This is a genomic window from Desulfocicer niacini, assembly GCF_054657595.1.
In genome coordinates this window covers 1-24,213 of sequence record NZ_BAAHYK010000043.1, presented here as the reverse complement: position 1 = coordinate 24,213, position 24,213 = coordinate 1, and the positions used below count along the sequence as shown (strand labels likewise).

Here is a 24,213-nt window from a genome sequence, read left to right as displayed (position 1 = left end):
CGTGTTGGATTCCAGAAAAAATGGCAAAACATGGGAAGGCAAGGTCAAAGAAATATAAAAAACAAGGACTGTCCCCCTATTTTTCACTATTTTCAGAAATCCTCCATGAGACGTCGAAGTCTAAAATAGCTGCCAAACACTTCGGTGTGAGCCGTCACCAGGTTAAATCTTGCCCGTGACAGATTAAAAATGGCATCCAGCACATCCGATGAGGTGCCGATGCCCTGACCGAATGCAAGATCGGTGATTCTCATGTTTTCCCGGGCCTCCGCTGTTCCCGTTTTTGCCACAGCCAAATTATCAAAGGCCACATCAAGATCAAGCAGGGTGTTTTTAAGATCTGTTTTCAGTGTCTCTTCAAGCTCTCTGATATCAAAGCGGATTTTCTGCTGCTCAAGGCGTGCCTGTCTGGTGACCGCATACTTTTTCATACCATCAAACAGATTCATGGAGATCACCGCCTGGCAACGCACCTCGTCATCGGAATTCTCAAAGGAGTCAGGGAAGAAATCGTCCCGGGTATGTGAACTGTAACCAAGGGAAATATCAGCCCGGGGGTACAAAGATGCCCGGGAGGCGGCAACGGTCATCTCCGCAGCATCAAAGGACATCTTCAGTGCCTTGAGATCGCTTCTGTTTGCCAACAGAAGCGCTTCACATTCTCCGGGAGATTTAATTTCGGGCAACTGATCAAAAAGTAAAAAATCAAGTTGGGTGCTTTCAATGGGTTTCCCAATGTCAAAACTCAGACGATTAAGCCCTGAAGTCACAGCCGCCTTCACCCGTCGCCGGGTCTGCACCGCATTATCAAGCTCCACCTTCACCTTGAGAAAATCGGTCTGCTTCAACACCCCCACCTTTACCTTGAGTGAAATCTGCCGCAGACGGTCTCCATAGAGCTTAACAGCGGCCTCGGAGACTTTAAGATTCTCCAGGGAGCGATAAATGCCAAGAAAATCCATGGCAACAGCAAGACGAATGTCCTGCTCAATGAGATCCAGCCGGGATTGACCCGCCCGGGTCATAATCCGGGCCGCCTTCAGGCTGTAATAATCTTTAAAGCCGGCAAAGAGGTTCCAGGAAATCGCCCCGGAAAAGGTATCGTTTTCACTGCCTTCACCAACGGCGGTGTCATGGTTCAATTGATTTAAGGTGTATCCCAGATCCAGTGAAGGCAAAAATTCACCCCGAACCTTTTTTTCCTGCTCCAGAAGAATATCCAGGTCGGCCTGGTAACGTCTTACCAAATCCCGGTTTTCACAGGCCTGCTTCTGCAAGGTTTCAAGACTTTCAAGAGATTGTGATGCAAAAGCCATGGATACCCAGGACATCACCACTGTCAGAATCAATGTGCAACTCAGGATACGAAATGTTTCTTTCATAGGTTTTCAGCTCCCATATCACTTAGGGGTTCAGCCGTTTTCAATCCACCGTTTAACCAAGGCAACATGTGAAAATTAAGTGCATGGACTAAACTCTTTTCCTGTTAGAATTTTGAATAATACCCATCATCAAAGCAACTGTTTTATGCGTCAGGAAAAAAGTTATGTTCTGCGACTTATCAGTCGTCAGAAACCTGCAAACGGTAAAGCAATCAAGGCTGAATCCTTATAAACTCACATGTCCTGGTGGACAAAACGAATATTGAAAATGCTACCATGCCGCCCCCCCGACGGGCATGTCCTGTCGGACACAACAAATATAGGGTCGTAGACGTGGAGGCAAATGGTATTATTATACCGCCCCCCCCGACGGGCAATGGGCCCGGACCGGAACTGTAGACAGCTCAATTGTCCGGTTCCTATTGCCCATCGGGGGGGACGGCTCTGCTGAGGTTGCCCTGGAGGCTGCCTTTTCATATAAACATGCATGGCAGGCACCACCTGCCACAACGAACAATGAAAAAGCAGTTGCGGTTAACACCCAGCACCTTCTTTTTCATATAAAAAAAATAATGACCACATTTAATGGGCTTGATCACAGCATCACCACACTGGGAAAGACCACCAATCTCCTCAGAAGGCTGCCCGAAAAAAAGATCACAGAAGGGTCAGCTCCGCTGGACCACCTGCTTTTCCATCCCGATGAAAAAAGCAAGCAAAGCCGGTATCACAAAAAGGGTGAACACTGTTGACACGGCAAGCCCCCCGAGAATCACACTGCCGATGCCCCGGTACAGCTCACTGCCGGAACCCGTGGCAACCACCAGGGGCATCAAAGCAAAAATACTGGTACAGGCACTCATAAATATCGGCCGGATACGGGTTCTCACCGCTTCTGAAATGGCTCCCAAGCCCATCATGCCGTTGTACCTGACATTGTTCAGGGACTGGTGGACTATGAGGATGGCATTATTGACCACCGTTCCCACCAGAATAATAAATCCCAACATGGTCAGCACATCCAGGGGCTGGGACGCAATGAACACATTCACCAGACGAAGCCCCATAAGGCCACCCGCTGCAGCCAGGGGCACACTGAACATAATAATCAACGGATAAAGAAAATTTTCAAACAGGGCTGCCATGAGAAGATAAGTGATCATCAGCGCCAGCAGCAGATTCCACTTCAGGGCGTCAAAGGTCTCTTCCAGTTTGTCGGCATTGCCCCCCAGATCCAGGGAGACATCCTTTATTGTACCCGATGCAAGCAGCCCGTCACAGGTGGCCTTAATGGTTTCAATGGCCGTCTGCAGGGGAACTTCCATGGGGGGCGTGATCTCCAGGCGGATGTTTCGCTTTTTTTCCAGACGGTCGATCTGGGTCATCCCTGAGTCATAGGAAATACTGGCCACATCCCCCACCCGGACCTGTCGGCCGATGTTGCTCACAATGGGGGCATTTAAAATATCCTCCGGGGTTTTAAACCGCTCCTTGCCCCCCCGGACCACCAGATCTATGCGATCCTTGCCTTCGGGGCCGAATTCATCCACCTTTCTGCCGTTCATCAAGACATCCACATAAATCCCGAGTTCCCGCTCGGTAAGCCCGTTGGCGGCAAGTTTCATCTTATCTGCCACCACCCTGCCCTCGGGGTAAGAGATCTCCATGGAAGGCACCGGGCGGATCTGGGAACCAGGAATGGCTTTGCCCACAGCCCCGAACAGCACCCGGGCGGAGTTAACTATGGTATTCATGTCCTCCCCGGAAATATTCAAATCCACGGTGCGGCCTTTTCCGATGCCACTCTCAAAGATACCTGGCTGGATACTGATGCCAAACATCCCGGGCAGTGAATTGATCAATCGGGTAAGGGTGGGAATAAAGCGGCCGGCCTGGGTCTCATATTCATCCGTGGCGGACAGACCAAACCCCGAAAGGAAATCCGAAGAAAAATAGAACATGTTTTTAATCAGGGGCAGATTATGGTCACCGGGTTGTCTGTATTTATCTGTATGAGCAAAGAGATATTCCCCCACCTCCCGGCGTTTTTCAGCGGAATATCCCGGGGGTGGCACCAGAATATTCATGATGAAATTCCGATTCCCCTGGGGCAGGTATTCGGCCTTGGGCATAAGGCTTACAGCCCCGGCAACGGCAAGGCTGGTAAATACCACAATGCACAGCAGCCGGGTCACCGCATTTTTCTGAAAGAAACCAGATACGCCCATGATGACATTCACAAAAAAGCCCCCAACGTATGCGGACAGCCCTTTTTTAGTAGTCCCCATCCTCACAACGGGGCGATTACGATAAATAAAATGCATGAAGGATGGAATTACGGTTACCGACACCAGAAGACTTAGGGCAATGGAGGCGGTGATGGCAATGGCGATGTCTTTAAACAACTGTCCGGCTTCCTGGCGGATGAAAATAACCGGCAAAAAAACCGCCACCGTGGTAAGGGTGGAGGCCACCACGGCCCCAAACACCTCGCTTGCCCCCTGGTAGACGGCATCAAAGATCTGTTTGCCCATCTGGCGATGACGATCAATGTTTTCCAGCACCACAATGGCATTGTCCACAAGCATGCCTACGGCAAAGGAAATACCTGCAAGACTCACCACATTAAGGTTTCTGTCCAGGAGCCACAGAAAAATAAAGGTCCCGATGGCTGAGATGGGAATGGCAAGACTGATGGTGATGGTGGAACGAAGGCTGCCAAGGAAAATCATCAGGACAATAACGGCAAGCACTGCCCCGATGATCACATTGGTTTTCATGTTGTCAATGGAGGTCAAAATATACGGGGCTTCATCATGGGCCCAGCTGATATAAAGATTTTTTGGGGCCAGGATTTCTTTGTTAAGGCGGTCCACCTCAGCCTTCACCCGCTGCACAATATCAATGACATTGCCACCCTTTTCCTTTTTCACCCCCACCACAATGCCTTCCCGGCCGTTCTCCATGACCGAAACAAACTGAGGCTCATACCCGATGGCTGTGGTGGCCACATCCCGTAAAAAGACCCGGTTAATGCCATCATCATAGATAACCACATCCAAAGGGTCTGACACTGTTTGAAACTTTGCCACGGTGCGGATGCGGTAATTTTTACGATCAATGCCCAGAACACCGGCGGAAATATCGGCGTTGGCCGCCACCAGCCGGGAAATAACCTGGTTGATGGTAATACCTCGGCGGGTCATTTTTTCAGGGTCAATGATAATTTCCAGCTGGTCTTCGGTGCCACCGAAAACCAGCAGAGACGCCACGCCTTCAATACGCTCGAGATACTGACGAACTTCATTTTCAAAAAAACTTTTGTACTTCAGAATCTCCGTATCCGGGCCATCCTTGGTTTTTAAAAGCATCCAAATAATGGGCTGGGAAGAACCACCGGAGCTCGATAAAATCGGCTGCATGACGTTATCCGGGTATTCAGAGACCTCGTTGAGTTTGTTTGATACCCGGAAAAGGGCGGTATCAATGTCGATGTCAAGATCAAAGGTCAATGTAATGGTGGCATAATCATTGTAAGAAGAGCTCTCCATTTTCTGGAGGTTCTGAAGACTTTTAAGCTTATCCTCCTGACGCTCCACCACTTCACTTTCCATCTCCGTGGGGCTGGCACCTGACCACACGGTTCGCACTTCAATTTCGGGCAGATCCGTGTCCGGGGCCAGTTGAACCGGCAACCGAGTAAGACCGATGGTTCCAAACAATACAATGAGTATCACCATGACCGCCATGGTAACCGGCCTGGCAATGGCAGTTTTAATGACATTCATATCACATCATCCTTTAACGATATTATTTTTTTAAATTCCATTTTTTACCTTTCCAAGGAGTTATATTAAACATCCGGGGATGATGGAGGTTATGGGTCTTGGGCTGTGGATGCAGGCACAGGATACCGATCCATTATTCGTTGGGGTCAAATCCGTACGCCATGGATGTTATTTCACAGCCTTGATGACCTCAACGGCCTGGCCGGGCTGGAGGCGATCATTACCATCCACCACCACTGGCATCCCCTTTTTGATCCCTCCAGGTCCAATGGCAACCGCATCCCCCACATAGGATAAAATGGTCACAGGAACGGGGACAGCCTTGGCCTGATCCAACGTATACACCATGTACTGGCCGTTGTAGTTAACCAAGGCATCCCGTGGAATCAGCAGCATATTTTTTTTCTGCCCCACGGGCATAGATACGGTGGAGGACATGTTCAACACCGGGTGCTCCATTTCCGGCAGCTTGACCTTGACAAACACACTACGGGTCTGGGGATCAGCCACCGGAATAATGCCGTCAATGGTTCCCATTACTTTTACGCCCAGGGCTTCAATGGACACCGGCACCCGTTTTCCGGACCGGGCAAAGGCAAGAAGACTCTCCGACAGCGGCACCTTGACAAAAAGATCGGAAATGGACCCAACAACGCAGAGTCGTGAACCAGGAGAGACCCAGTTGCCCACATCGGCATTTTTTTCAATGACCACCCCGTCAAAGGGAGCCCGGATAAGGCTTTTATGTTGTTTCAGCTGGGCCAGAGCGAGCTGTTTTTCAAGGATCACGATTTGCCGGACAAGGTCCTCCCGGGACAGAACAATGTCATCATATTCGGATTCACTGACCGCATTTTGATTAAAAAGGGTTTCATATCGTTTAAACCCCTTCTCGGCCCTTGCAAGACGCACCTTCACCTGTTCCATGGTCGCCTGGACCGAGGCAATTTCATTGTCAATGAAATCGGTGCTCAACCCGAACATAAGGTCCCCTTTTTTCACCCGGTCTCCCTCCCGGACATGGACCGCATTGACAAGCCCCCCCACTTCAGAGGAAAGATTGCTCATGCGATCAAAAAAAAGCGTCCCCAGCACCTGCGTGGTTTCCGCAACATTATCCTCCACCACCAGAGCCGTAACCACCCGGGTTGGCGGTGGCCCTTCTGCTGTGGCCATCAAAGGCCCCGACATCATCAGGGTAAATCCCAGCCATAAAACCAGCCTTATTTTCATTGTTCTCATATTGCCGCCTCAACGGTAAATCGCCGATTCAGGCGCATGGTGCTGAAAAGGCCAAAAACATGGTGGGAGACATTGATCACTTTAAGATCTCTTGCTGCCCGAGCCAATTTATTGTGAATGGAAATAATGACACCGATACCAATGGAATCAACCATTTCCACTCCCTTGAGATCAAGGACAAGATCTCCAGGATTGCCATCAATGGTTAACATCAATTCAGTTTTAAAATCCTCTGCCATGGAAGCCACAATATCCATATTAGGCTTCACAACCGTCCGGTTTTCTTCGATGATAATCTCGCTCATCACTGCCTCCTGGAAATTTTTTTTAAGGCTTGGTCACAACATGGCCCACTTTTGGCTGGGGTTAGCAATTGTAACGGGTGGCTCAGGTTGTGACCAAGCCCTTTTTTGAAGTTTTTTCACCGTCTCTGGGAACAACATCTTGGTACTTTTTTTCACACAGGCCAAAGCAGGGCAGCCGCATTTTCCCCACTGACCATGGCCCGCTGTTCCGGGGACATACCCGAGGTTTCAAAATCCTTATAATACCTTGCGGGTTTGAGCAAGGGAAAATCAGTACCAAACAGCACCTTATCAATAACCCCGAGCTCCCCGGCCACCCGGTAGATATCAGGATCATAGAGATAGGGCGAAGCTGCGGTATCATACCATATATTTTTGAGGACCTTTTTGGCATCTTTTTTCAAGAGATGATAAAACAGCACCCCGCCTCCCCAATGGGCCAGGACAATCCTGTTTTCAGGAAATCGCTGGGCCAAGCCATAAATCTGCTCTATGGTCACCGGGGTTTTCCCGGGATAAACATGCCCCACGGGCTCATTGGTATGAATCATCACCGGCAGGTTACCCGCAGCACGACAGATCTCCATCACCGGATCAAGCCTGTCCAGGGCATCTTCATCAATACCCGAAAGGTAAAAGGCAAGTTCCCCCACCCCGGAAAGCCCGGCATCTATGCAACGTTTTGCCTCACCGGCGGCCCCGTCCCAGGCCATGTCAAAACAGGCAAATCCCTTTAACCGTTCTGGATAACGATTCACCGCCTCCAGGATATAATCATTATTCAACCGGGCAGTATCCCCGTTGATCCAGGGAAATCCAAAAACCGCTGCAAAATCCACTCCCTGTTCATCCATGGTTTCAACGAGGGTATCAACTCCAACCAGGCTGGATGTGGGCATGTCATAAAGAAGTTTGAAGGCCGGTTCATTGTCAAAAAAATTCTCCCGGGCCGTGCGAATCTCTCCGGGAAAGATATGGGTATGAAAGTCAATGATCATAACAGAAAAATCTCCACTTCAAGTTTTGAAAATATGGGTTTGGTCATAGAATGGGCCACTTTGGGGTGGAATCAGGCTTGTATTGCTGGCGCTTTTGTTTAAATTTACCTTGAAACACAGGTGGTTGTAAAAAAACGCAATAACACAAGCCTGACTTCGTTGAACCACTAAATGTGACGGGTGCCCCATGGTGTGACCAAGCCCGAAAATATTTTCGTATTGAGTTAAACATTGAAAATTCAAAACAGTTTACATATAATGACCCTCTTTTGCAAACAAGGAGCATTTTCATTGAGTGATATTCCATACTACCCTGTTCATCTCAACGTCAAGGGAAAAACCTGTCTCGTGGTGGGGGGGGGCAGGGTTGGCATACGAAAGACCCGGTCTCTTTTAAAAAGCGGTGCCCGGGTGACCATGATCACCCCCCGGATCAGTGCCGACCATGCCGGAGAACTCACGGACAAGATCAACTGGATATCGGCTCCCTATGCCCCCCATCACCTAAAAGGGGTATGCCTTGTGTTTGCAGCCACAGACCAGAGGGAGCTGAACCATCAGATTGCACAAGATGCAAAGAAAGCGGGCATCCCCTGCAACATTGCAGATGATCCCCCGGCATCGGATTTTATTGTGCCCGCCGTTGTCCAGCGGGGAGATCTGATCCTCACCGTGTCAACATCAGGGACCAGTCCTGCCTTTGCAAAAAAACTGCGCCGGGACCTGGAATCCCAATTCGGTGAAGGGTATGCTGAGTTTCTGTTCCTCATGGGCCGGATTCGCAATCAGCTGCTGGCCCAGGGGCACGCCCCGGAAAAACACAAAATACTTTTTTCCACCCTAATCAAGGAAGATCTGCCCGGCATGGTCATGGAAAAAGACATTGAACGTATCAACCATCTGCTGGGCGTCACCCTTGGCCGTTCATATACCTATCAGAAACTGATTGCCGGAGACCCGTCATGACCCTAGAAACCATAAGCACCGGACTGTTCTTCATTGCCACAGTCCTGTACACCGCAAGTACCGTGGGCTATGCCCTCTATCTTTTCATGCAGAAAGACAAAATGCAGCATCTGGCATTTTCCCTTGTTTTTGCCGGATGTATTTTTCATTTTTTTGCCACGCTGATGGTCACCATTAATCTGGGTACCCTGCCCGTGCATAATTTAAAGGAAACCCTTTCCATTGCGGCCCTGGCCCTGGCCGTGATGTTTCTGGTACTCAAGGGAAAGTTCAACTTGAAAATACTGGGCATTTTTGCAGCCCCCCTGCTCACGGTGATGATGGTGGCCATGATGGCGCTTCCCCAGAGCCTGGCCCCGGGCAACTCGTTTTTAAAAGGATTCTGGCTGATCTCCCACATTGTGTTGATCTTTTCAGGAGAAGCAGCCCTGGCCCTGGCATGCGGTTCAGGAATTCTCTATATTCTGCAGGAAAATGCCATTAAAGACAAAAAAAGAGGGTTTTTCTTTAAACGACTGCCCTCCCTGGACCTCCTGGACAGTACCAGTTACACCTGTGTGGTCACAGGCTTTGCCATGCTCACCGCAGGCCTTATCACCGGTCTTGTCTACGCAAAAGCCATCTGGGGCAGCTTCTGGAACTGGGACCCCAAAGAAATCTGGTCGGCGGTGACCTGGCTGGTCTATGCCGCCCTCTTACACGGCCGCCTCACCGCCGGATGGCAGGGCAGAAAATCGGCCATCATGACCATCATCGGTTTTGCCGTCCTTGTATTCACCTTTCTGGGTGTTAATTTTCTCATTGGAGGTCACCACCGGGGATTTACCATGTGATGCGGTGGCATACCTTTTTGATTTGAACGACATTTTAAGCCGGCCTGCCGGACGGGGCAGCCACATAAATAACCGAGCGGCCCATGATTACAACCCTCTGATCGGAGTTTCATACAACCTTTGGCAGCAGATGTCTGGCACAATAAAGGTTGAAACTTCAGTTATTGCAGTTTTTTAGACGGAGTTTCATATAAAAAAATGAATACAGAATCATCCCATGCGTTTTCCTGTGAACCAGGGCCTGCCCCCCAGGACACACCATTTATAAATAAAGGCAAAATGTCAAACATAACACTTATTGGCATCAATCACAAAACAGCCCCCGTGGCCCTGAGGGAAATTCTCTCCCTCACCGGAGACGAGGCGGACATTGCCTTAAGAGACATGTTTCAACTGCCTGACATTGGTGAACTGGTACTTCTTTCCACCTGTAACAGGATGGAAATACTTTTTATTCCGGCCCGGGGTGATGGCATAGATTGCGTTAAAACTTTTATTTCCCGGTTTAAATCCGTTCCCGTGGAACGCTTCCAGGATTCCCTCTATATTTATACCGGAGATGAGGCCATCCGCCACCTTTTCCGGGTGGCATGCAGCCTGGACTCCATGATGGTGGGGGAACCCCAGATTCTGGGCCAGGTTAAAAAAGCCTATCGCAGCAGTGTAACGGCAAATACCTCCGGTGTAATTTTAAACCGACTCATGCACAAGGCCTTCAACATTGCCAAAAAAGTTCGAAGAGAAACCGGCATCGGGGACAATGCCGTGTCCATAAGTTATGCCGCAACGGAGCTTGCCAACAAGATATTCAGTGATATCAGTACCCGAAGCGTCATGCTGCTGGGGGCAGGAGAAATGGCGGAACTGGCCGTGGAACACCTCATATCAAGCGGGGTAACAAAAATCGTGGTGGCCAACCGTACCTTCTCCAATGCCGTTACCCTTTCTGAAAAATTCAATGGTCAAGCCGTTAAATTTGAAGAAATGGAAGACTTTCTGAAAGAGGTGGACATAATTATCAGTTCCACCGGGGCCACACAATTTATCCTCACCGCCTCCCAGATCAAAAAAATCATGCGCTCACGGAAAAATCGCCCCCTGTTTTTCATCGATATTGCCGTGCCCCGGGATCTGGACCCGGACATCAACAAAATCAGCAATTGTTTTCTTTATGATATTGATGATCTCCAGGACATTGTCAATGACAACATTGATGAACGAAACAAGGAAGCTGTTAAGGGAGAACGGCTGGTGGATGAGGCCGTAATCAAATTTCTTAACTGGATGGAATGCCTTGATATGGTTCCCACCATTGTGGCCATTCGAAAAAAAATCGATGACATTGCCGATGCTGAACTCAAAAAAACTCTGGGTTCCATGCATCATCTTTCCAGTGAAGACCATAAGGCCATAAAACGCATGACCAGATCCATTGCCGACAAGCTCATGCATGATCCCATCCGCTTTCTAAAACACATGGGAAACCACAGAGATGATGCTCGGTATTTAAATGCCGCCAGACATCTTTTTAACCTTGATGACCTTGACGGGCAATGATAAAGTTGACTATTGGTCACAGGGGTTGGGGCACACCACAAACCCTTTCAGGCCAAGTGCCTCAAACACATCATAAATGGATGGCCATGCTTGGGCACACTATACACCCTTTCAGGGTCTGACTGAATCTCCAATTTTACACTTTACTTTGTAATTTAAAAACATTACAATGCTGAATTCAACTTTAAGAGTTGATTGTAGAAGCAGTACAACACATGCTTTATCAGGGCATAAGTCCAGATTTGGCCAATTAATTGGCGGAAAAGAATATAGCGGGCTGTCTTATGACTAAACCCGGAACTTGATGTTTTTATTTTTAATCTGATCGGAAGCAACCCCAAAGTTGAAGGATAGAACCATGGAAGAAAAAGAGATACAGTTTTTTAAAACCCTTTTGACCGAAAGACTCAACGATCTGCTTTCCCATGCCGACAGCACTGTAAACGGAATGACTCTTCCCAAAGACAATTTTGCAGATCCCACGGACCGTGCCTCCCACGAAGCTGAACGCAACTTTGAACTCAGAATCAGAGATAGAGAGCACAAGCTGATCAAAAAGGTAAAAAAGGCCTTGATTCGCATTGAAAACAACACCTTTGGTATCTGTGAAACCTGCGGAGATGATATATCATCGGCACGCTTGAAGGCCCGTCCGGTGACCACCCAGTGTATTGAGTGTAAAACCAGAGAAGAAATGATGGAAAAAGCCCTTGGTATTTAAGGCCCCCACCCCTGTGATTGATCTTCATATCCATTCCTCTGCTTCGGACGGAACCTGTGCGCCAGGAGAAATTGTCCAGCAGGCCCGGGACTTAGGCCTTACGGCCATTGCCATTGCCGACCATGACACCATTGACGGGGTGCGCCAAGCCATGGACGCCGGTATCCCCCACTGTCTGGAATTCATAACCGGCATTGAAATCAGTGCCCAGCCCCTTCCCTGCATGAACGGAGGGGGCAGCTTTCACATTCTTGGATATGGATTCAGTATTTATGATAATTTTCTGCACAAAACATTAAAAACCCTCCAGCAGGCCCGGGAAGAAAGAAATCCTAAAATCATTGAAAAACTTCGGCAAGCCGGCATTGACATTTCCATGGAAGATGTCCGGAGGCACAGTGGTAACGGGCAGCCAGGCCGCCCCCACATTGCCCTGGCGCTCATGGAAAAAAAAGTAGTGGATACCTTTGACCAGGCCTTTGATCGCTACCTGGCAACGGGCCGCCCGGCCCATGTGGATAAAGCCCGACTGTCCTGTCAGGAGGCCATCGAGCTCATCAACCGGGCCGGTGGTATTGCCGTCCTGGCACATCCCGGTCTCATTGAAACCACCGAAGACTACCCCATGGGAGAGATTATTGATACCCTTGCAGCCATGGGACTCAACGGCATTGAAGCCTATCATACCGATCATTCACCGGAACAGACCAGATACTTTGAGAAAATGGCCCAAAACCGGGGCCTGCTTGTCACCGGTGGATCTGATTTCCATGGAGACATGAAACCCGAAGTACAGATGGGAAAAGGTGCCGGAGATCTCCATGTTCCCTGCCATCTGTTTGAAGCTCTTTCCAATGCGGTGACAGATCTTCATAGATCCCCTGCCCCCATTGATATCCTTGAAGACAATCTGGGCCATGTGTTCCAGGACAAAGAACTGATCACAACGGCCCTGCGGCACAGCTCCTATGTCAATGAGGCCCAGAGCCCGGATTTCACGGACAACCAGCGGCTGGAATTTCTGGGAGATGCTGTTCTGGGGCTGGTCATAGGGGAATTTCTAATGGAACAGTCGCCGGACATGAAAGAAGGCGAGCTTTCCAAAATGCGTGCCGGACTTGTCAGCGAACCCGGACTTGCAGCCATGGCCCGTAAGATTGATCTGGGACGGTTCATTTACCTTGGCAAGGGAGAATACCTGTCAGGTGGAGCAGAAAAGAACTCCATTCTTTCCGATACATTTGAGGCAGTGATGGCCGCCATCTATCTGGATATGGGATTCAACCGGGCAGCGGATCTGATTAAAGGACTTTTCCAGGAGCAAATGGACTACATCACCAGCAGCACCACCCAGGTGGATGATTATAAGAGCCTTTTGCAGGAGTACGTCCAGGAAATGGGCCACAGGGCTCCCCTTTACACCGTGTGCGGTGAAAGGGGACCGGATCATGCCAAAGTATTTGAAATAAAGCTAAAGGTCTGCAACATCCAGACCACCGGGGCAGGGAGAAGCAAAAAGGCTGCTGAACAAGATGCGGCGGAAATTGCCCTGAAACGCCTGGAAAAAGAAAAAAACCAGGATCACCATGACAGTCAGGACCCGCAGGGATGATCTCTGAAAAACCTTTGGTCATTCCCATTTTCATTCCCCAGTCCGGCTGTCCCCACCAGTGTGCTTTCTGTAATCAATCCATCATCACCAGTGAAACCCAGCCCTTGCCCGATGAAAAAGCTATCCGGGCGGTGGTGGACCAGTTTCTGGAATACAAGGGAAGCCGGCGTAAGGTCCAGCTGGCCTTTTTCGGCGGTAATTTTCTGGGGCTTGATGAAAAAATCATTGTAAAAATGCTGCGGATAGCCCGACAGCTGGTACTGGAAAACAAAATTGATGATATCCGGTGTTCCACCCGGCCGGACACTATTTCTGAATCCATCTTTAAAGCCATTAAAAAATATCCGTTGACCACCATTGAGCTTGGGGTGCAGTCCATGGATGACGCCGTACTTCAACAGGCCAGAAGGGGGCATACCAGAGAAGATACAATAAAAGCTGCCCATCTTCTGAAAACCAACGGTATGGAGTTGGGCATGCAGATGATGGTGGGACTTCCCGGGGATAGCCCGGACACGGCCCTTGACACGGCGGCGGCCATGTGCCGATTAAAACCCGATTTTATCCGCATTTATCCCCTGATTGTCCTTGCGGGAAGCCCCCTTGCCAAGTGGTATGACCAAGGCAGATATACCCCCATGAAACTGTCTGAAAGCGTCACCTTGGTCAAGGAACTTTACAAAATATTTAACGAAAGGGATATTCCAGTGATTCGCATGGGACTGCAGGCATCGGATCTTCTCCAGGACCCATCATCCATGGTGGCCGGCCCCTGGCACCCGGCCTTCGGGCATCTGGTTTTTTCAGAGCTGTTTCTAGATAAAACCCTGGATGAAATTAAAAAAAAATACCCCATGCGTATGCCCGAGATGAATATACCAAATCAGATCACCCTCACCGTGCATCCGGCGGCCCAGGCCCGCCTTAGGGGAGATAAAAACCATAACATGACAGTGCTTCAGGCACGATATCCCCACACCACCTTCAAGGTGAAAATCGATGGGGTAATGCCCAGGGATGAAGTCCTGATCCATAACAACAGATAAATTGCCAGCTTTGATAGCATGGGAATGCGCCCTAAACCCGACCCTTTACGCTTAAACTTTCATCCGATTGCCATCACTTCCGATGTCGAATCCCAAGCCCTTTTAAAAAATTACGCAAAAACTGATCCTGACAAGGGCGGTAATTTTTATGCCCCTCCTTTCGAAACAGAGCTGTCAACTCACCCTTGGAAACTTTCACCCCGGCCAGGGAAAAAATGTCCATGAGATCTTCCTGTTGTAACTCCAGGGCAATTTTTAGTTTTTTTAATATGAGATTATTATTTAAAAGCTGGGCCTTGGGCGACAAAGAGGGGGCAGCCCCGTCACGGGGTCCCCGGTTATAGATGATAAGCCCCTCCAGAAATAAGGTCAAAACATCATCTTTACAAATTCTGTAACCCGGTTCATCTTCCTTTTTCAGCAGGGCATTTATGCCTGCAAGATCCACATTGCAGTTCCCCAGTTCAAAAATTTTCACCATGGTGCCGTCTTTCACATCCAGGGCGTAGCGAAATCTGCGAAGCACATCATTATTATCCATTTAATCTCCAATACTTCCATAAACCATAAATCCAACACTGACAACATCAAACCTTTTGTTGGGGTTTGATCAAATCATCTCCCAGTTTTCTTCAACTCCATGGCAGGCAACAAAGGTCCCGGCCCTCAGAGACAAAAGCTTGGGCACTTCCTGGACACACTGCTCCCGGGCATAGACACACCGACCATGAAAAACGCAGCCAGTGGGCAAATTCACTGGGGTGGGTACCTCCCCCTTTAATTTAATATGCTTGGCCTTTTTTTCACCCACCCGGGGAATGGCACTGAGCAATGCCCGGGTATAGGGATGCCGGGCCGTGGCAAACAGCGCATCTGCCTTTGCCACCTCGCAAAGGGTACCCAGATACATCACTGCCACACGACTGCTGATGTGTTGCACCACGGACAGATCATGGGTGATGAAAAGATAGGTCAGCCCCCGCTCCCTTCCCGCTTCCATGAGCAGGTTCAAAATCTGGGCCTGGATGGAGACATCCAGTGCAGACACCGGCTCATCGGCCACAATGAATTCCGGATCAAGAATCAGTGCCCTGGCAATACTGATGCGCTGACGCTGGCCCCCGGAAAATTCATGGGGATAGCGGCCCTGCCAGGCGGGATTCACTCCCACCTGATCCATTACCGAAGCAATTTTATCTTCCACCGCCGAAGTAGCCATGCCCGGATTATGGAACCGCAGGGGTTCAGCCAGGGTCTGCCATACGGTTTTTCTGGGATTTAATGAGGCATAAGGGTCCTGGAAAATCATCTGCAGCTTTTTACGAAAGGGAAGCATTTTTTCATGGGTCAAGTGATCAATGCGCTCTCCCTTATAAAACACCTGTCCGGAATTGGGGGGATAAAGCCCCATGACCACCCGGGCCAGGGTGGATTTGCCGCAGCCGCTTTCCCCCACTACGCTCAGGGTTTCGCCTTTATCAATGGCAAGGCTGACATCATTTACTGCCTTCACCGTGGTTTTCTTTCTGACAAGTTTTCCACTCTCAAAGCTCAACTGGTCCAGCAGGCCCCCGGAGATGTCAAAATGTTTAACAATATTTTTTATGGTAAGAATTGAATTTTTGGTGTCCATAATATCCTTAACTCAATTTTCAAACGTCCGCTTTCATCTAAGGTGTGTGGCCAGATTCACGGCATCTGCCAATTTCTGGATGGAGCAGGGTTTTGATTCCAGAGTTTTTTTATATAAAAAGTAACCTCCAAGTTTACCTCAGCAGAGCCCCCCCGATGGGCAATAGGAACCAGCCAATTGAGCCGTCTACGGTTCCGGGCCGGGCCCATTGCCCGTCGGGGGAACGGCATGATACCATTTGGCTCCACGTCTACGACCCAATATTCGTTGTCTTCGTCAGGACATGCCCATTTTACATAAAACTCCGTCTAAAGAACTGCAATTATTAGAGTTTTACTTTTCGTTGTGGCAGGTAGTTACTGCCATGTGGGTTTATATGAAATCGTGACCAACTGCTTATTTATTCACCATGTGGCATGCAGCCAGAACCCCTCGATCTCCAGGAATAAGCGGCGGTTCCTTTTCCAGGCAAACGGCTTCTTTAATGGGACACCGGGGATTAAAGGCGCACCCCGGCGGAATATCCGTAAGATTTGGCATCATGCCGGGAATCTGGTACAGATCTTCGCCTGGCTTGATCATGCCGGGCAATGATTTGATAAGCCCTTTGGTATAGGGGTGAGTGGGGTGCATCACCACATCATCTGTGGGACCTGACTCAATGATCTTTCCAGCATACATCACTGCCATTTTTTCCGTCACCTGGGACACCACCCCCAAATCATGGGTGATGAGGATCAACCCCATCTCATCGGTATCACAAAGCTCCTGCAAAAGGTCCATAATCTCGGCCTGGATGGTTACATCAAGGGCCGTGGTGGGCTCATCGGCAATGATCAGGGCCGGCTCGGTGAGCAGAGACATGGCAATGATAATACGCTGGCGCATGCCGCCTGAAAACTCATGAGGATACTGGGAAAGGCGTTTTTCCGGTGAGGGAATATAAACTTTTTTTAATTTTTCAAGGACAATCTTTTCGGCATCATGGCGAGAAATGTTTCGATGGGCCTTCAGGGTTTCCACCATCTGGGTTCCGATGGTGAACACCGGATTTAACGTCATCATGGGGTCCTGGAAAATCATACTGATGCGGTTGCCCCGGATCTTTCGCATTTTCTCATCGGAAAAAGAGCTAATCTCATCCCCGTTGAACAAAATCCGACCCCCGGAGATGAATCCAGGCTTGCTGATGAGATTGATAATGGCAAACCCGGTGACGGATTTACCGGCCCCACTTTCACCCACAATGCCCATTTTCTCTCCCCGGTCCAGGGTAAAGCTTGCCCCGTTGATGGCGGTGAGATCTCCGCCCCTCAGGGCAAATTTAACTTCCAGATCCTCTACTTCCAAAAGGTGAGACATACAATACTATCCTTTATACAGTTTCGGGTTAAGGACATCGCGCATCCAGTCCCCCAGAAGGTTGATCACCAGCACAAATAAAATAAGAAAAATCCCTGGAAAAATGGTAATCCACCAGACACCGGAGAAAATATATTCAAACCCGGATTTAATCAAAGACCCAAGAGACGGCATGGTAACGGGCATGCCAAGACCCAGAAACGAAAGGGCTGCCTCACTCATGACGGCATTGGCCACCTGGATGGTTGAAATAACCATCACAGAAGTCAGGGTATTGGGAAGCACATGGCGCACCATGATCACCGGGCGGGACAGCCCGATGACCCTTGCAGCTTCCACATACTCCTTATTTTTTTCACCCATCACCGAAGCCCTGATGGTTCTGGCATACACCGGCCATTCAGACAGCCCGATGATGACAATCAACAGGGGAATGGCAAGTTTCTCATAGCTGCCGATGCCAAACAAAATCTGAAACACGGCACTGATGAATATGGCCACCATGAGATATGGAAAAGAAAACTGAATATCTGCCACCCGCATGAGAAGTGCATCCACTTTACCTCCCATGTAGCCTGCCGTAAGACCCACCACAATGCCGATGAAGGCCTGGAGAAACACAGCCCCAAGCCCTATCATCACCGAAATACGCAACCCGTATATCATGGTGGACAACAGATCCCGGCCCATGTTGTCCGTGCCCAAAAGAAAATCCGATGTTCCCTCGTCGTACCAGGCCGGAGGCATTTCAGAATTCATGATATCAATGCTGGTGGAATCATAGGGATTATAGGGGGATACCAGGGGAGCCGTAAGGCTTAACAAAAGAAATACCACCAGAACGATAAAGCTGGCCATAGCAACCTTATCCCGCTTGAAACTGTAATAAAAATAGGATGATTTAAATCGTTTAAGGGATGTTTTCATTTGCGACCTGCTATTCTCACCGTGGGGTTAATAAAACCATACAGAATGTCCACCAGGGTATTTACCATCACAAACACCGATCCCACAACAATGAGATAGGCAATGAGCAGGGAAATATCCGATCGTTCCACCGCCTCCAGGAACATATACCCCATGCCCTGCCACTGGAAAACAGTTTCTGTCAAGATGGTAAAGGCAAACATGATGCCGATCTGTACGCCAAATACCGTAACCACGGGGAGCAGGGTATTTTTAAAGGCATGGACCAGCCAGATGCGCATGGGACTCAAGCCCTTGGCCCAGGCATACTTTATGTATTCGGTTTCCAGCACTTCCATCATCTCCGAACGGATAAGGCGAATGAACAGAGGCAGCATGATGGACGCAAGGGAAATACACGGTAATATCAGATGCATCAGGCCGTCTGTGGTTAAAAAACCGGTCTGCCACCAGCCGTTGCCGAACAGGTCCACGGTTTCTCCCCTGCCATAGGAGGGAAGCCAGTGAAGGTGCACCCCGAAGAGATAGATGAGCATTATGGCGGTGAGAAACACCGGCATGGAAACACCCAAAGTACTGAACCCCATTACAAACCGGGACATGAAGCTTCTGGGTTTCAGGGCAGTGTAAACCCCGAGGGGCATGGAAACCAACACAATAATAAGTGCAGCGCCAAATACCAGTTCCAGGGTGGCCGGGGCCTTGCCAACAATTACGTCAAGGGCGGGTTTTTTGTAAAAAAAGGACTGACCCAGATCTCCTTTGGCCACATTGCCCAGAAAACGGACATATTGGGCGGCAAAGGAATCGTTGAGGCCCAGACGATCCCGGATCTGGGCCCGCTCATCCGCCGTCACCCTTTCGCCCACCAGATCCCGCACCGGGTCACCGATCTTGTTTTTAATGGCAAATCCCACCATGCTGATAATCAACATGACAAAGATGGCCTGGGTAATTCTTCTGATAATAAATGCAAACATAGAGAGTCTTCTTCATGTCTGGATGCATCCCACCGGGCAGCAATATCAAAAGCGGTGCCCGGTGGGGTGATCATGGATTATTCAACAACAAGATCGCCAAAGTAGGGGAAGTTCATGGAGTTAATCACCGGCGCAATGCCAAGGGCTTTTTTCCCGGCATAGGAATGATTCTGCCAGTGAAAGGGAATAAATGCGGCTTCATCATAAAGGATCTGCTCGATCTCCTTTAAAAGATCCGCCCGTTTTACAAGATCAACTTCAGACTGGGCAGCAAGGGCAAGTTCATCCACCTTCTTATTGCAATAAAGTCCGCTGTTGTACTGGCCATACCCGGTGGCCTTGTCGGCACACATCATGAGAAATTCCGTAAAATTGCCGGAATCTTCGGTATCTGAATGCCATCCGATCAGCTGGATATCTGCGGCCTTGGCGTCAAACTCATCCCAGTACTGAGCCTTGGGCATGGTTTTCAGGTTCACTTTGATATTGATCTTTGCCAGCATCTGAACGGCGGCTTCGGCAATTTTTTCATCATTGACATAGCGGTTGTTGGGGGCAATCATGGTGCATTCAAAACCGTTTTCAAGGCCGGCTTCTTTCATCAAGGCCTTGGCTTTGGCAAGGTCATATCTCGGGGTGAGTTCGGGTTTGTAACCGGCATAGCCTTCGGGTCCTTGCTGGGCTGCCACAGTTGCCGTTCCCTTCATTATCTTGGAAACAATACCGGTGTTATTGATGGCATACACCATGGCCTGACGAACCCTCACATCCTTGAACTCGGGGCGTCTTTCCTGATTCATCTGCAAAGTGATGATGCGACCGCCGTTGCAGGTAACCAGTTTTACATTGGGATCGGATTCAATACGTTTGAAATCTTGGGGGGGTACCGGGGTAATAAAATCCACATCACCGGACAGGAGTGCTGCCACCCGGGTGGCATCTTCTTTAATGGGGGTGAGGACCATTTTGTCCACGTTGCCGGGGGATTTTGTATCCCAATAATCTTTAAACCGTTCGAACACAACTTTAACCCCATGTTCCCTTGAAGTCACAATAAAGGGACCGGTACCAGAGGCATTGTTCAGAGCAAAGGAGGGGCCGATCTTGACAATGGCATCCTTGGGCTGGCCGTTTTCATCCATGCCGGAGTAAAAAGCGCTGTCCATGGCAAAAAAATAGGTGGCCATGTTCAAAAGAAGCGCATAGGGTTTTGCCGTTACGATGTCAACGGTGTAATCGTCAACAATGGCAACCCCCACAAAGGGTTCAATGAGTCCCTTATAATCCACACTGTTTCGCATGCGATCAAAGGTCCATTTCACGTCCTTGGCAGTGAAGGTGTTGCCGCTGTGGAATTTCACGCCTTTACGCAGATGAAAGCGCATGCGGTACTCATTTATACGTTCCCAGCTGGTGGCAAGCCTGGGTTCAAAGGTCATCTCCTTTGTCCAACGGACCAGGGGATCAAAACACCAGTGGGACAGTTGAAGCATGCCACCGGACAGTTGAACATGGATATCCAGGGAAACCGGGTCAGCATCCAGCCCCACGGTAATGGTTTTAGCGTTGGCGGAAAAACCCACAGACATGACCATAAAAAGTCCCAGGACCAGCATCATCATTTTTTTCATTGTAACCTCCTTTTTTTAAATAACCCACATGGCAAAAAATCTGCCACAACAAGGAATAACAGGCTTTGCGCATTGAATGAATATCACAGGCGCTTTGCCGTGATCAAAACAATTCCGAACCACGCAAAACAACATATGTATAAAAAGAGAAATTTTAAAACAAATTAGCAAACCCCGGAAAATCGGTCAAGACATATCAATCGTCCCGAAAAGGAATCACCATACCCGGACTGATTTCTTTTGTACACCGCCCTGCCTGCTCAGGAAATTCCGCAACGGATGCATCTAAGTCAGATCCGTAACAGCTCTCATCCAAGGCGAAGGAGGGCTCTTTGTGTATGCCATCGCCTTTAATTAATGCCATGAGGTCACCCACAAGAATTTTCATCTGATCTGCCTGGTCATACATCTCCCGGGATGCATCGGCAGCGTCCTCCGCATTGGTGGCACTGCGCTGGGTAACATTATCCACTTGTGCAACAGCCTCATTGATTTGCGCCACTCCCTCGGCCTGATCATTGGAGGCTGCGGCAATCTCACTCACAAGCTCACTTAATTTACCCAGTGACGCGTCAACATCTCCAAACGCCTCATTGGTCGCCTCCACCAGATCCGCTCCCCGGTTGATTTTGCTTACGGTATCTTCAATGAGCATGGATGTATGTCTGGAGGCCTCCGCAGCCCTCATGGCCAGATTCCTCACCTCATGCGCAACCACAGCAAAACCTGCCCCCGCCTCTCCGGCCCGGGCAGCCTCCACCGCCGCATTCAGCGCCAGCAAATTGGTTTGAAATGCAATTTCATCAATGGTCTTTACAATCTTGGAGGTTTCGTCACTGGATGTTGCGATGTCATCCATGGAATGAATCAAGCCATTCATGGATTCATTTGCCGATCCGACAATCTGGATGGTATTTTTCATCAAGGTCTCTGCCTGATGGGCGTTTTCAGAATTCTGCCTTGTCATGGAAGAAATTTCCTCAAGGGAGGCGGAGGTTTCTTCAAGGGCGGCCGCCTGCTGCGATGCCCCAATGGAAAGCCCCTTTCCTGCCTCAGAAACGGTCTTGGAAGTGCCAGTGACACTTGCGGCACTGGCATCCAGCGAGTTCGCCACCCGATTCAGACGTTTATTGATATTTCTCAAAATAGCAATCCCCAGAACAGAGGCAAAAACAACCCCCAAAATACTTGCCAAAATAAGCGATTTTACGGCAAGGGAATATTGTCGGTCACTTTCGATCTTGTCATGCGCCATGTTCTCGGCGTTCATGGCAAGTATTTTTTGCACCAGCACTTCACACTGATCTATCAATGACTGGCCTTCTCCCGATGAAAGCTTCAGTGCTTTTGCGTTTCCGTTTTCACGAATCAAAGCCTTAACGGTATCTCCGATGGTTTTAAACCCCACCCACTCTTTTTCGAACGCTTTGATCAAGGCAAAGTTTTCTCCAGAGGCAAGCAGTTTCATCTTGGCCGTTTTTGTTTCCAGTGCCTGTCTACCATCCGAAATGAGTTGTTCATACATATCCATTCCCGCCTCGATGGTTTCTCCGATCAGGGTTTTTTCCGCACGATGTATGGACAGGAGATCATGGATCATTTTTTCAGACAAAAAGGCCAGCTGGATAGAACTGTCTGCTGCCTTCCTTGCCATTGCTGACGTATCGTTACTCAATGATTCAAGACGGGTAAGAAGATTGTCGGCACGATCATATGCCTCACGCCCCTCCCCTGCAGAAAGGGTACGTGCTTCCACAACAATTCCCATGGCCGCATAATCAGCCACCTCATTACTGATGTCTACAAACTGTTTATAGGCAATTTCAAATTCATCAAAAATAGCACGGCTCTCCCCGGACAACTCATCTTTAATCTGCAAAATGATGTCACCCGTTTCCTCAATGCAATCGGCATGAATCTTTTTGTACTCTTTAATTCTCTCACGATCATCTTCCAGAATCACATTTTTCTCTGCTCGATGAATTTGAAGCAATGCCTGTACTAATTTTGAAACCAGACGTCCCTGCATACCAACCCGATCTGCCATCATTAAATTTTTTTCCGCAAGGGCATGGTTATTTTCAGAAATGACTGCCAGAATCTTTGCGCAATTTTCATAGGCTTCCTGTCCCCGATTGGAGGATAATTGACCCGCTCGCACATTGGAATTCAAACGAGCCAGTTCCAAAACCCTTGCCTGAACGCCAAGATACTGATCCCATTTTTCAGAAAATTGACGCAGGACAGTTTTACCGGAAGTATCCAGAAGCGCGTTCAATGCCGATATTTTTTTCAGTAATTGAGACTGAATCTGAGTTATTACAGCTGCAAATGCCCCCATGTCATCGTCTGTTTTCGACAAAATTATATTTTTTTCAGCTCTATTAATTAACAACAAATCTTGATTGATACCCGCTCCCAACTTCTCTTTTTCTGTTGAAACATTAATCAAAAAATGAATTTGCTCGTTCATTGCCGACATTTTTCGGATACTCACCAATAGAATTGCAACACTTACAAAAATCAAAATCGCCATGACAGCATATATTTTTCTGTTTATGCTTAGCCCTTTCATCGGTATCGCTCCTGGTTGAATTATGGCCGGTACACGCCCATGGAAGGTTTTACATAACCGATTATCGACAGAACTGTGAGTGCAGCAAATTAAACAGGCGCACCCAGTGGTGCCCGGAATCGGAGAGAATGAGAAATCAAATCAAGCGAAAATCACGATGCACAAAACGGTGCCACCTGTGCCCGTTTAATATCCACCTTAACCCATACCTTGTCGGTAATATAAGCCTCATTATTCAGCCACTGGGATTCCAGATCTTCCCTGGATTCAAAATCACACACTATCATAGAGCCCACCATTTTGCCGTCGTCATCCAGAATGGCTGCGGCATAAAGCCAGCGTCCATCAGCATACAATTTCTGCGCCATGTCAAGGTGATTCTTCCGAGCCGCCATACGACGATCCAGGGCATTTTCATCGGTACCATCATATCCCATTACAATAAACTGCATTTTTTACTCCTCACATTGATAACTCGTTCATTGGTTGGTCTTACATATGGGGCTAAATATATTGAATTTTATGTATTTTATCCAGTTCTTTTTGGAAAATAGGGCGTTTCCTCACCACATTGTTGTATTATTCCCCACTTTGAATATAACCCACATGTCCTGTCGGGCACAACGAAGATAGGGTCGTAGACGCGGAGCCAAAT

At 48.8% G+C, this 24,213-nt stretch carries 19 protein-coding genes; 6 read left to right on the top strand and 13 right to left on the bottom strand.

What is annotated here, in order from left to right:
* Positions 1 to 92: 92 nt before the first annotated feature.
* From ACYQ2M_RS19560 to ACYQ2M_RS19540, 5 genes are all read right to left on the bottom strand, one after another.
* Positions 93 to 1,382 (bottom strand): TolC family protein, encoded by a 1,290-nt coding sequence (locus ACYQ2M_RS19560; RefSeq protein WP_459918067.1) that lies wholly within the window; start codon positions 1,380 to 1,382, stop codon positions 93 to 95.
* 668 nt (positions 1,383 to 2,050) lie between these two features.
* Entirely contained in the window at positions 2,051 to 5,170 is a 3,120-nt protein-coding gene (locus tag ACYQ2M_RS19555; RefSeq protein ID WP_459918066.1) for an efflux RND transporter permease subunit, read from the bottom strand.
* A gap of 168 nt (positions 5,171 to 5,338) precedes the next feature.
* Positions 5,339 to 6,412 carry an efflux RND transporter periplasmic adaptor subunit gene (locus ACYQ2M_RS19550; RefSeq protein ID WP_459918065.1) on the bottom strand — a complete coding sequence of 358 codons (1,074 nt, stop codon included), beginning with the start codon at positions 6,410 to 6,412 and terminating at the stop codon, positions 5,339 to 5,341.
* Entirely contained in the window at positions 6,409 to 6,717 is a 309-nt protein-coding gene (locus tag ACYQ2M_RS19545; protein ID WP_459918064.1) for an STAS domain-containing protein, read from the bottom strand. The genes ACYQ2M_RS19550 and ACYQ2M_RS19545 overlap by 4 nt, the downstream gene beginning before the upstream one ends.
* Before the next feature lie 152 nt (positions 6,718 to 6,869).
* Positions 6,870 to 7,715, bottom strand: coding sequence for an amidohydrolase family protein (locus ACYQ2M_RS19540; RefSeq protein ID WP_459918063.1), 846 nt, complete (start codon positions 7,713 to 7,715; stop codon positions 6,870 to 6,872).
* A 291-nt stretch (positions 7,716 to 8,006) separates the two neighbouring features.
* On the opposite strand from ACYQ2M_RS19540, the gene ACYQ2M_RS19535 reads away from it, so the two are divergent.
* The 6 genes from ACYQ2M_RS19535 (at position 8,007) to ACYQ2M_RS19510 (ending at position 14,450) form a co-directional block, all read left to right on the top strand.
* The gene (locus ACYQ2M_RS19535; protein WP_459918062.1) at positions 8,007 to 8,681 is read left to right on the top strand and encodes a precorrin-2 dehydrogenase/sirohydrochlorin ferrochelatase family protein; all 675 of its coding nucleotides are present in this window, start codon (positions 8,007 to 8,009) and stop codon (positions 8,679 to 8,681) included.
* Positions 8,678 to 9,514, top strand: coding sequence for a c-type cytochrome biogenesis protein CcsB (gene ccsB / locus ACYQ2M_RS19530; RefSeq protein ID WP_459918061.1), 837 nt, complete (start codon positions 8,678 to 8,680; stop codon positions 9,512 to 9,514). Before ACYQ2M_RS19535 ends, ccsB begins: the two co-directional genes overlap by 4 nt.
* 198 nt (positions 9,515 to 9,712) lie before the next feature.
* Positions 9,713 to 11,071: a glutamyl-tRNA reductase gene (gene hemA / locus ACYQ2M_RS19525; RefSeq protein ID WP_459918060.1), complete on the top strand. Its 1,359-nt coding sequence runs from the start codon at positions 9,713 to 9,715 to the stop codon at positions 11,069 to 11,071.
* Between the two features lie 358 nt (positions 11,072 to 11,429).
* On the top strand, positions 11,430 to 11,792 hold the full coding sequence (gene dksA, locus ACYQ2M_RS19520) for an RNA polymerase-binding protein DksA (protein WP_459918059.1): 363 nt from the start codon (positions 11,430 to 11,432) through the stop codon (positions 11,790 to 11,792).
* Complete coding sequence (gene rnc / locus ACYQ2M_RS19515; protein WP_459918058.1) at positions 11,782 to 13,404, top strand: ribonuclease III; 1,623 nt, start codon at positions 11,782 to 11,784, stop codon at positions 13,402 to 13,404. Before dksA ends, rnc begins: the two co-directional genes overlap by 11 nt.
* Complete coding sequence (locus ACYQ2M_RS19510; RefSeq protein ID WP_459918057.1) at positions 13,401 to 14,450, top strand: elongator complex protein 3; 1,050 nt, start codon at positions 13,401 to 13,403, stop codon at positions 14,448 to 14,450. Before rnc ends, ACYQ2M_RS19510 begins: the two co-directional genes overlap by 4 nt.
* A 73-nt stretch (positions 14,451 to 14,523) precedes the next feature.
* On the opposite strand, the gene ACYQ2M_RS19505 is transcribed toward ACYQ2M_RS19510, so the two are convergent.
* The 8 genes from ACYQ2M_RS19505 to ACYQ2M_RS19470 form a co-directional block, all read right to left on the bottom strand.
* Positions 14,524 to 14,991, bottom strand: a complete 468-nt coding sequence (locus tag ACYQ2M_RS19505; RefSeq protein ID WP_459918056.1) for a YehS family protein — start codon at positions 14,989 to 14,991, stop codon at positions 14,524 to 14,526.
* Positions 14,992 to 15,060: 69 nt separating this feature from the next.
* On the bottom strand, positions 15,061 to 16,083 hold the full coding sequence (locus tag ACYQ2M_RS19500) for an ABC transporter ATP-binding protein (protein WP_459918055.1): 1,023 nt from the start codon (positions 16,081 to 16,083) through the stop codon (positions 15,061 to 15,063).
* Positions 16,084 to 16,479: 396 nt separating this feature from the next.
* Positions 16,480 to 17,445, bottom strand: coding sequence for an ABC transporter ATP-binding protein (locus ACYQ2M_RS19495; protein ID WP_459918054.1), 966 nt, complete (start codon positions 17,443 to 17,445; stop codon positions 16,480 to 16,482).
* Between the two features lie 6 nt (positions 17,446 to 17,451).
* Entirely contained in the window at positions 17,452 to 18,372 is a 921-nt protein-coding gene (locus ACYQ2M_RS19490; RefSeq protein ID WP_459918053.1) for an ABC transporter permease, read from the bottom strand.
* On the bottom strand, positions 18,369 to 19,352 hold the full coding sequence (locus ACYQ2M_RS19485) for an ABC transporter permease (protein WP_459918052.1): 984 nt from the start codon (positions 19,350 to 19,352) through the stop codon (positions 18,369 to 18,371). Before ACYQ2M_RS19485 ends, ACYQ2M_RS19490 begins: the two co-directional genes overlap by 4 nt.
* 77 nt (positions 19,353 to 19,429) lie before the next feature.
* The gene (locus tag ACYQ2M_RS19480; RefSeq protein WP_459918051.1) at positions 19,430 to 20,983 is read right to left on the bottom strand and encodes an ABC transporter substrate-binding protein; all 1,554 of its coding nucleotides are present in this window, start codon (positions 20,981 to 20,983) and stop codon (positions 19,430 to 19,432) included.
* 196 nt (positions 20,984 to 21,179) lie between these two features.
* The gene (locus ACYQ2M_RS19475; protein ID WP_459918050.1) at positions 21,180 to 23,558 is read right to left on the bottom strand and encodes a methyl-accepting chemotaxis protein; all 2,379 of its coding nucleotides are present in this window, start codon (positions 23,556 to 23,558) and stop codon (positions 21,180 to 21,182) included.
* Positions 23,559 to 23,710: 152 nt separating this feature from the next.
* The gene (locus ACYQ2M_RS19470; RefSeq protein WP_459918049.1) at positions 23,711 to 24,010 is read right to left on the bottom strand and encodes a YciI family protein; all 300 of its coding nucleotides are present in this window, start codon (positions 24,008 to 24,010) and stop codon (positions 23,711 to 23,713) included.
* Positions 24,011 to 24,213: the final 203 nt, after the last annotated feature.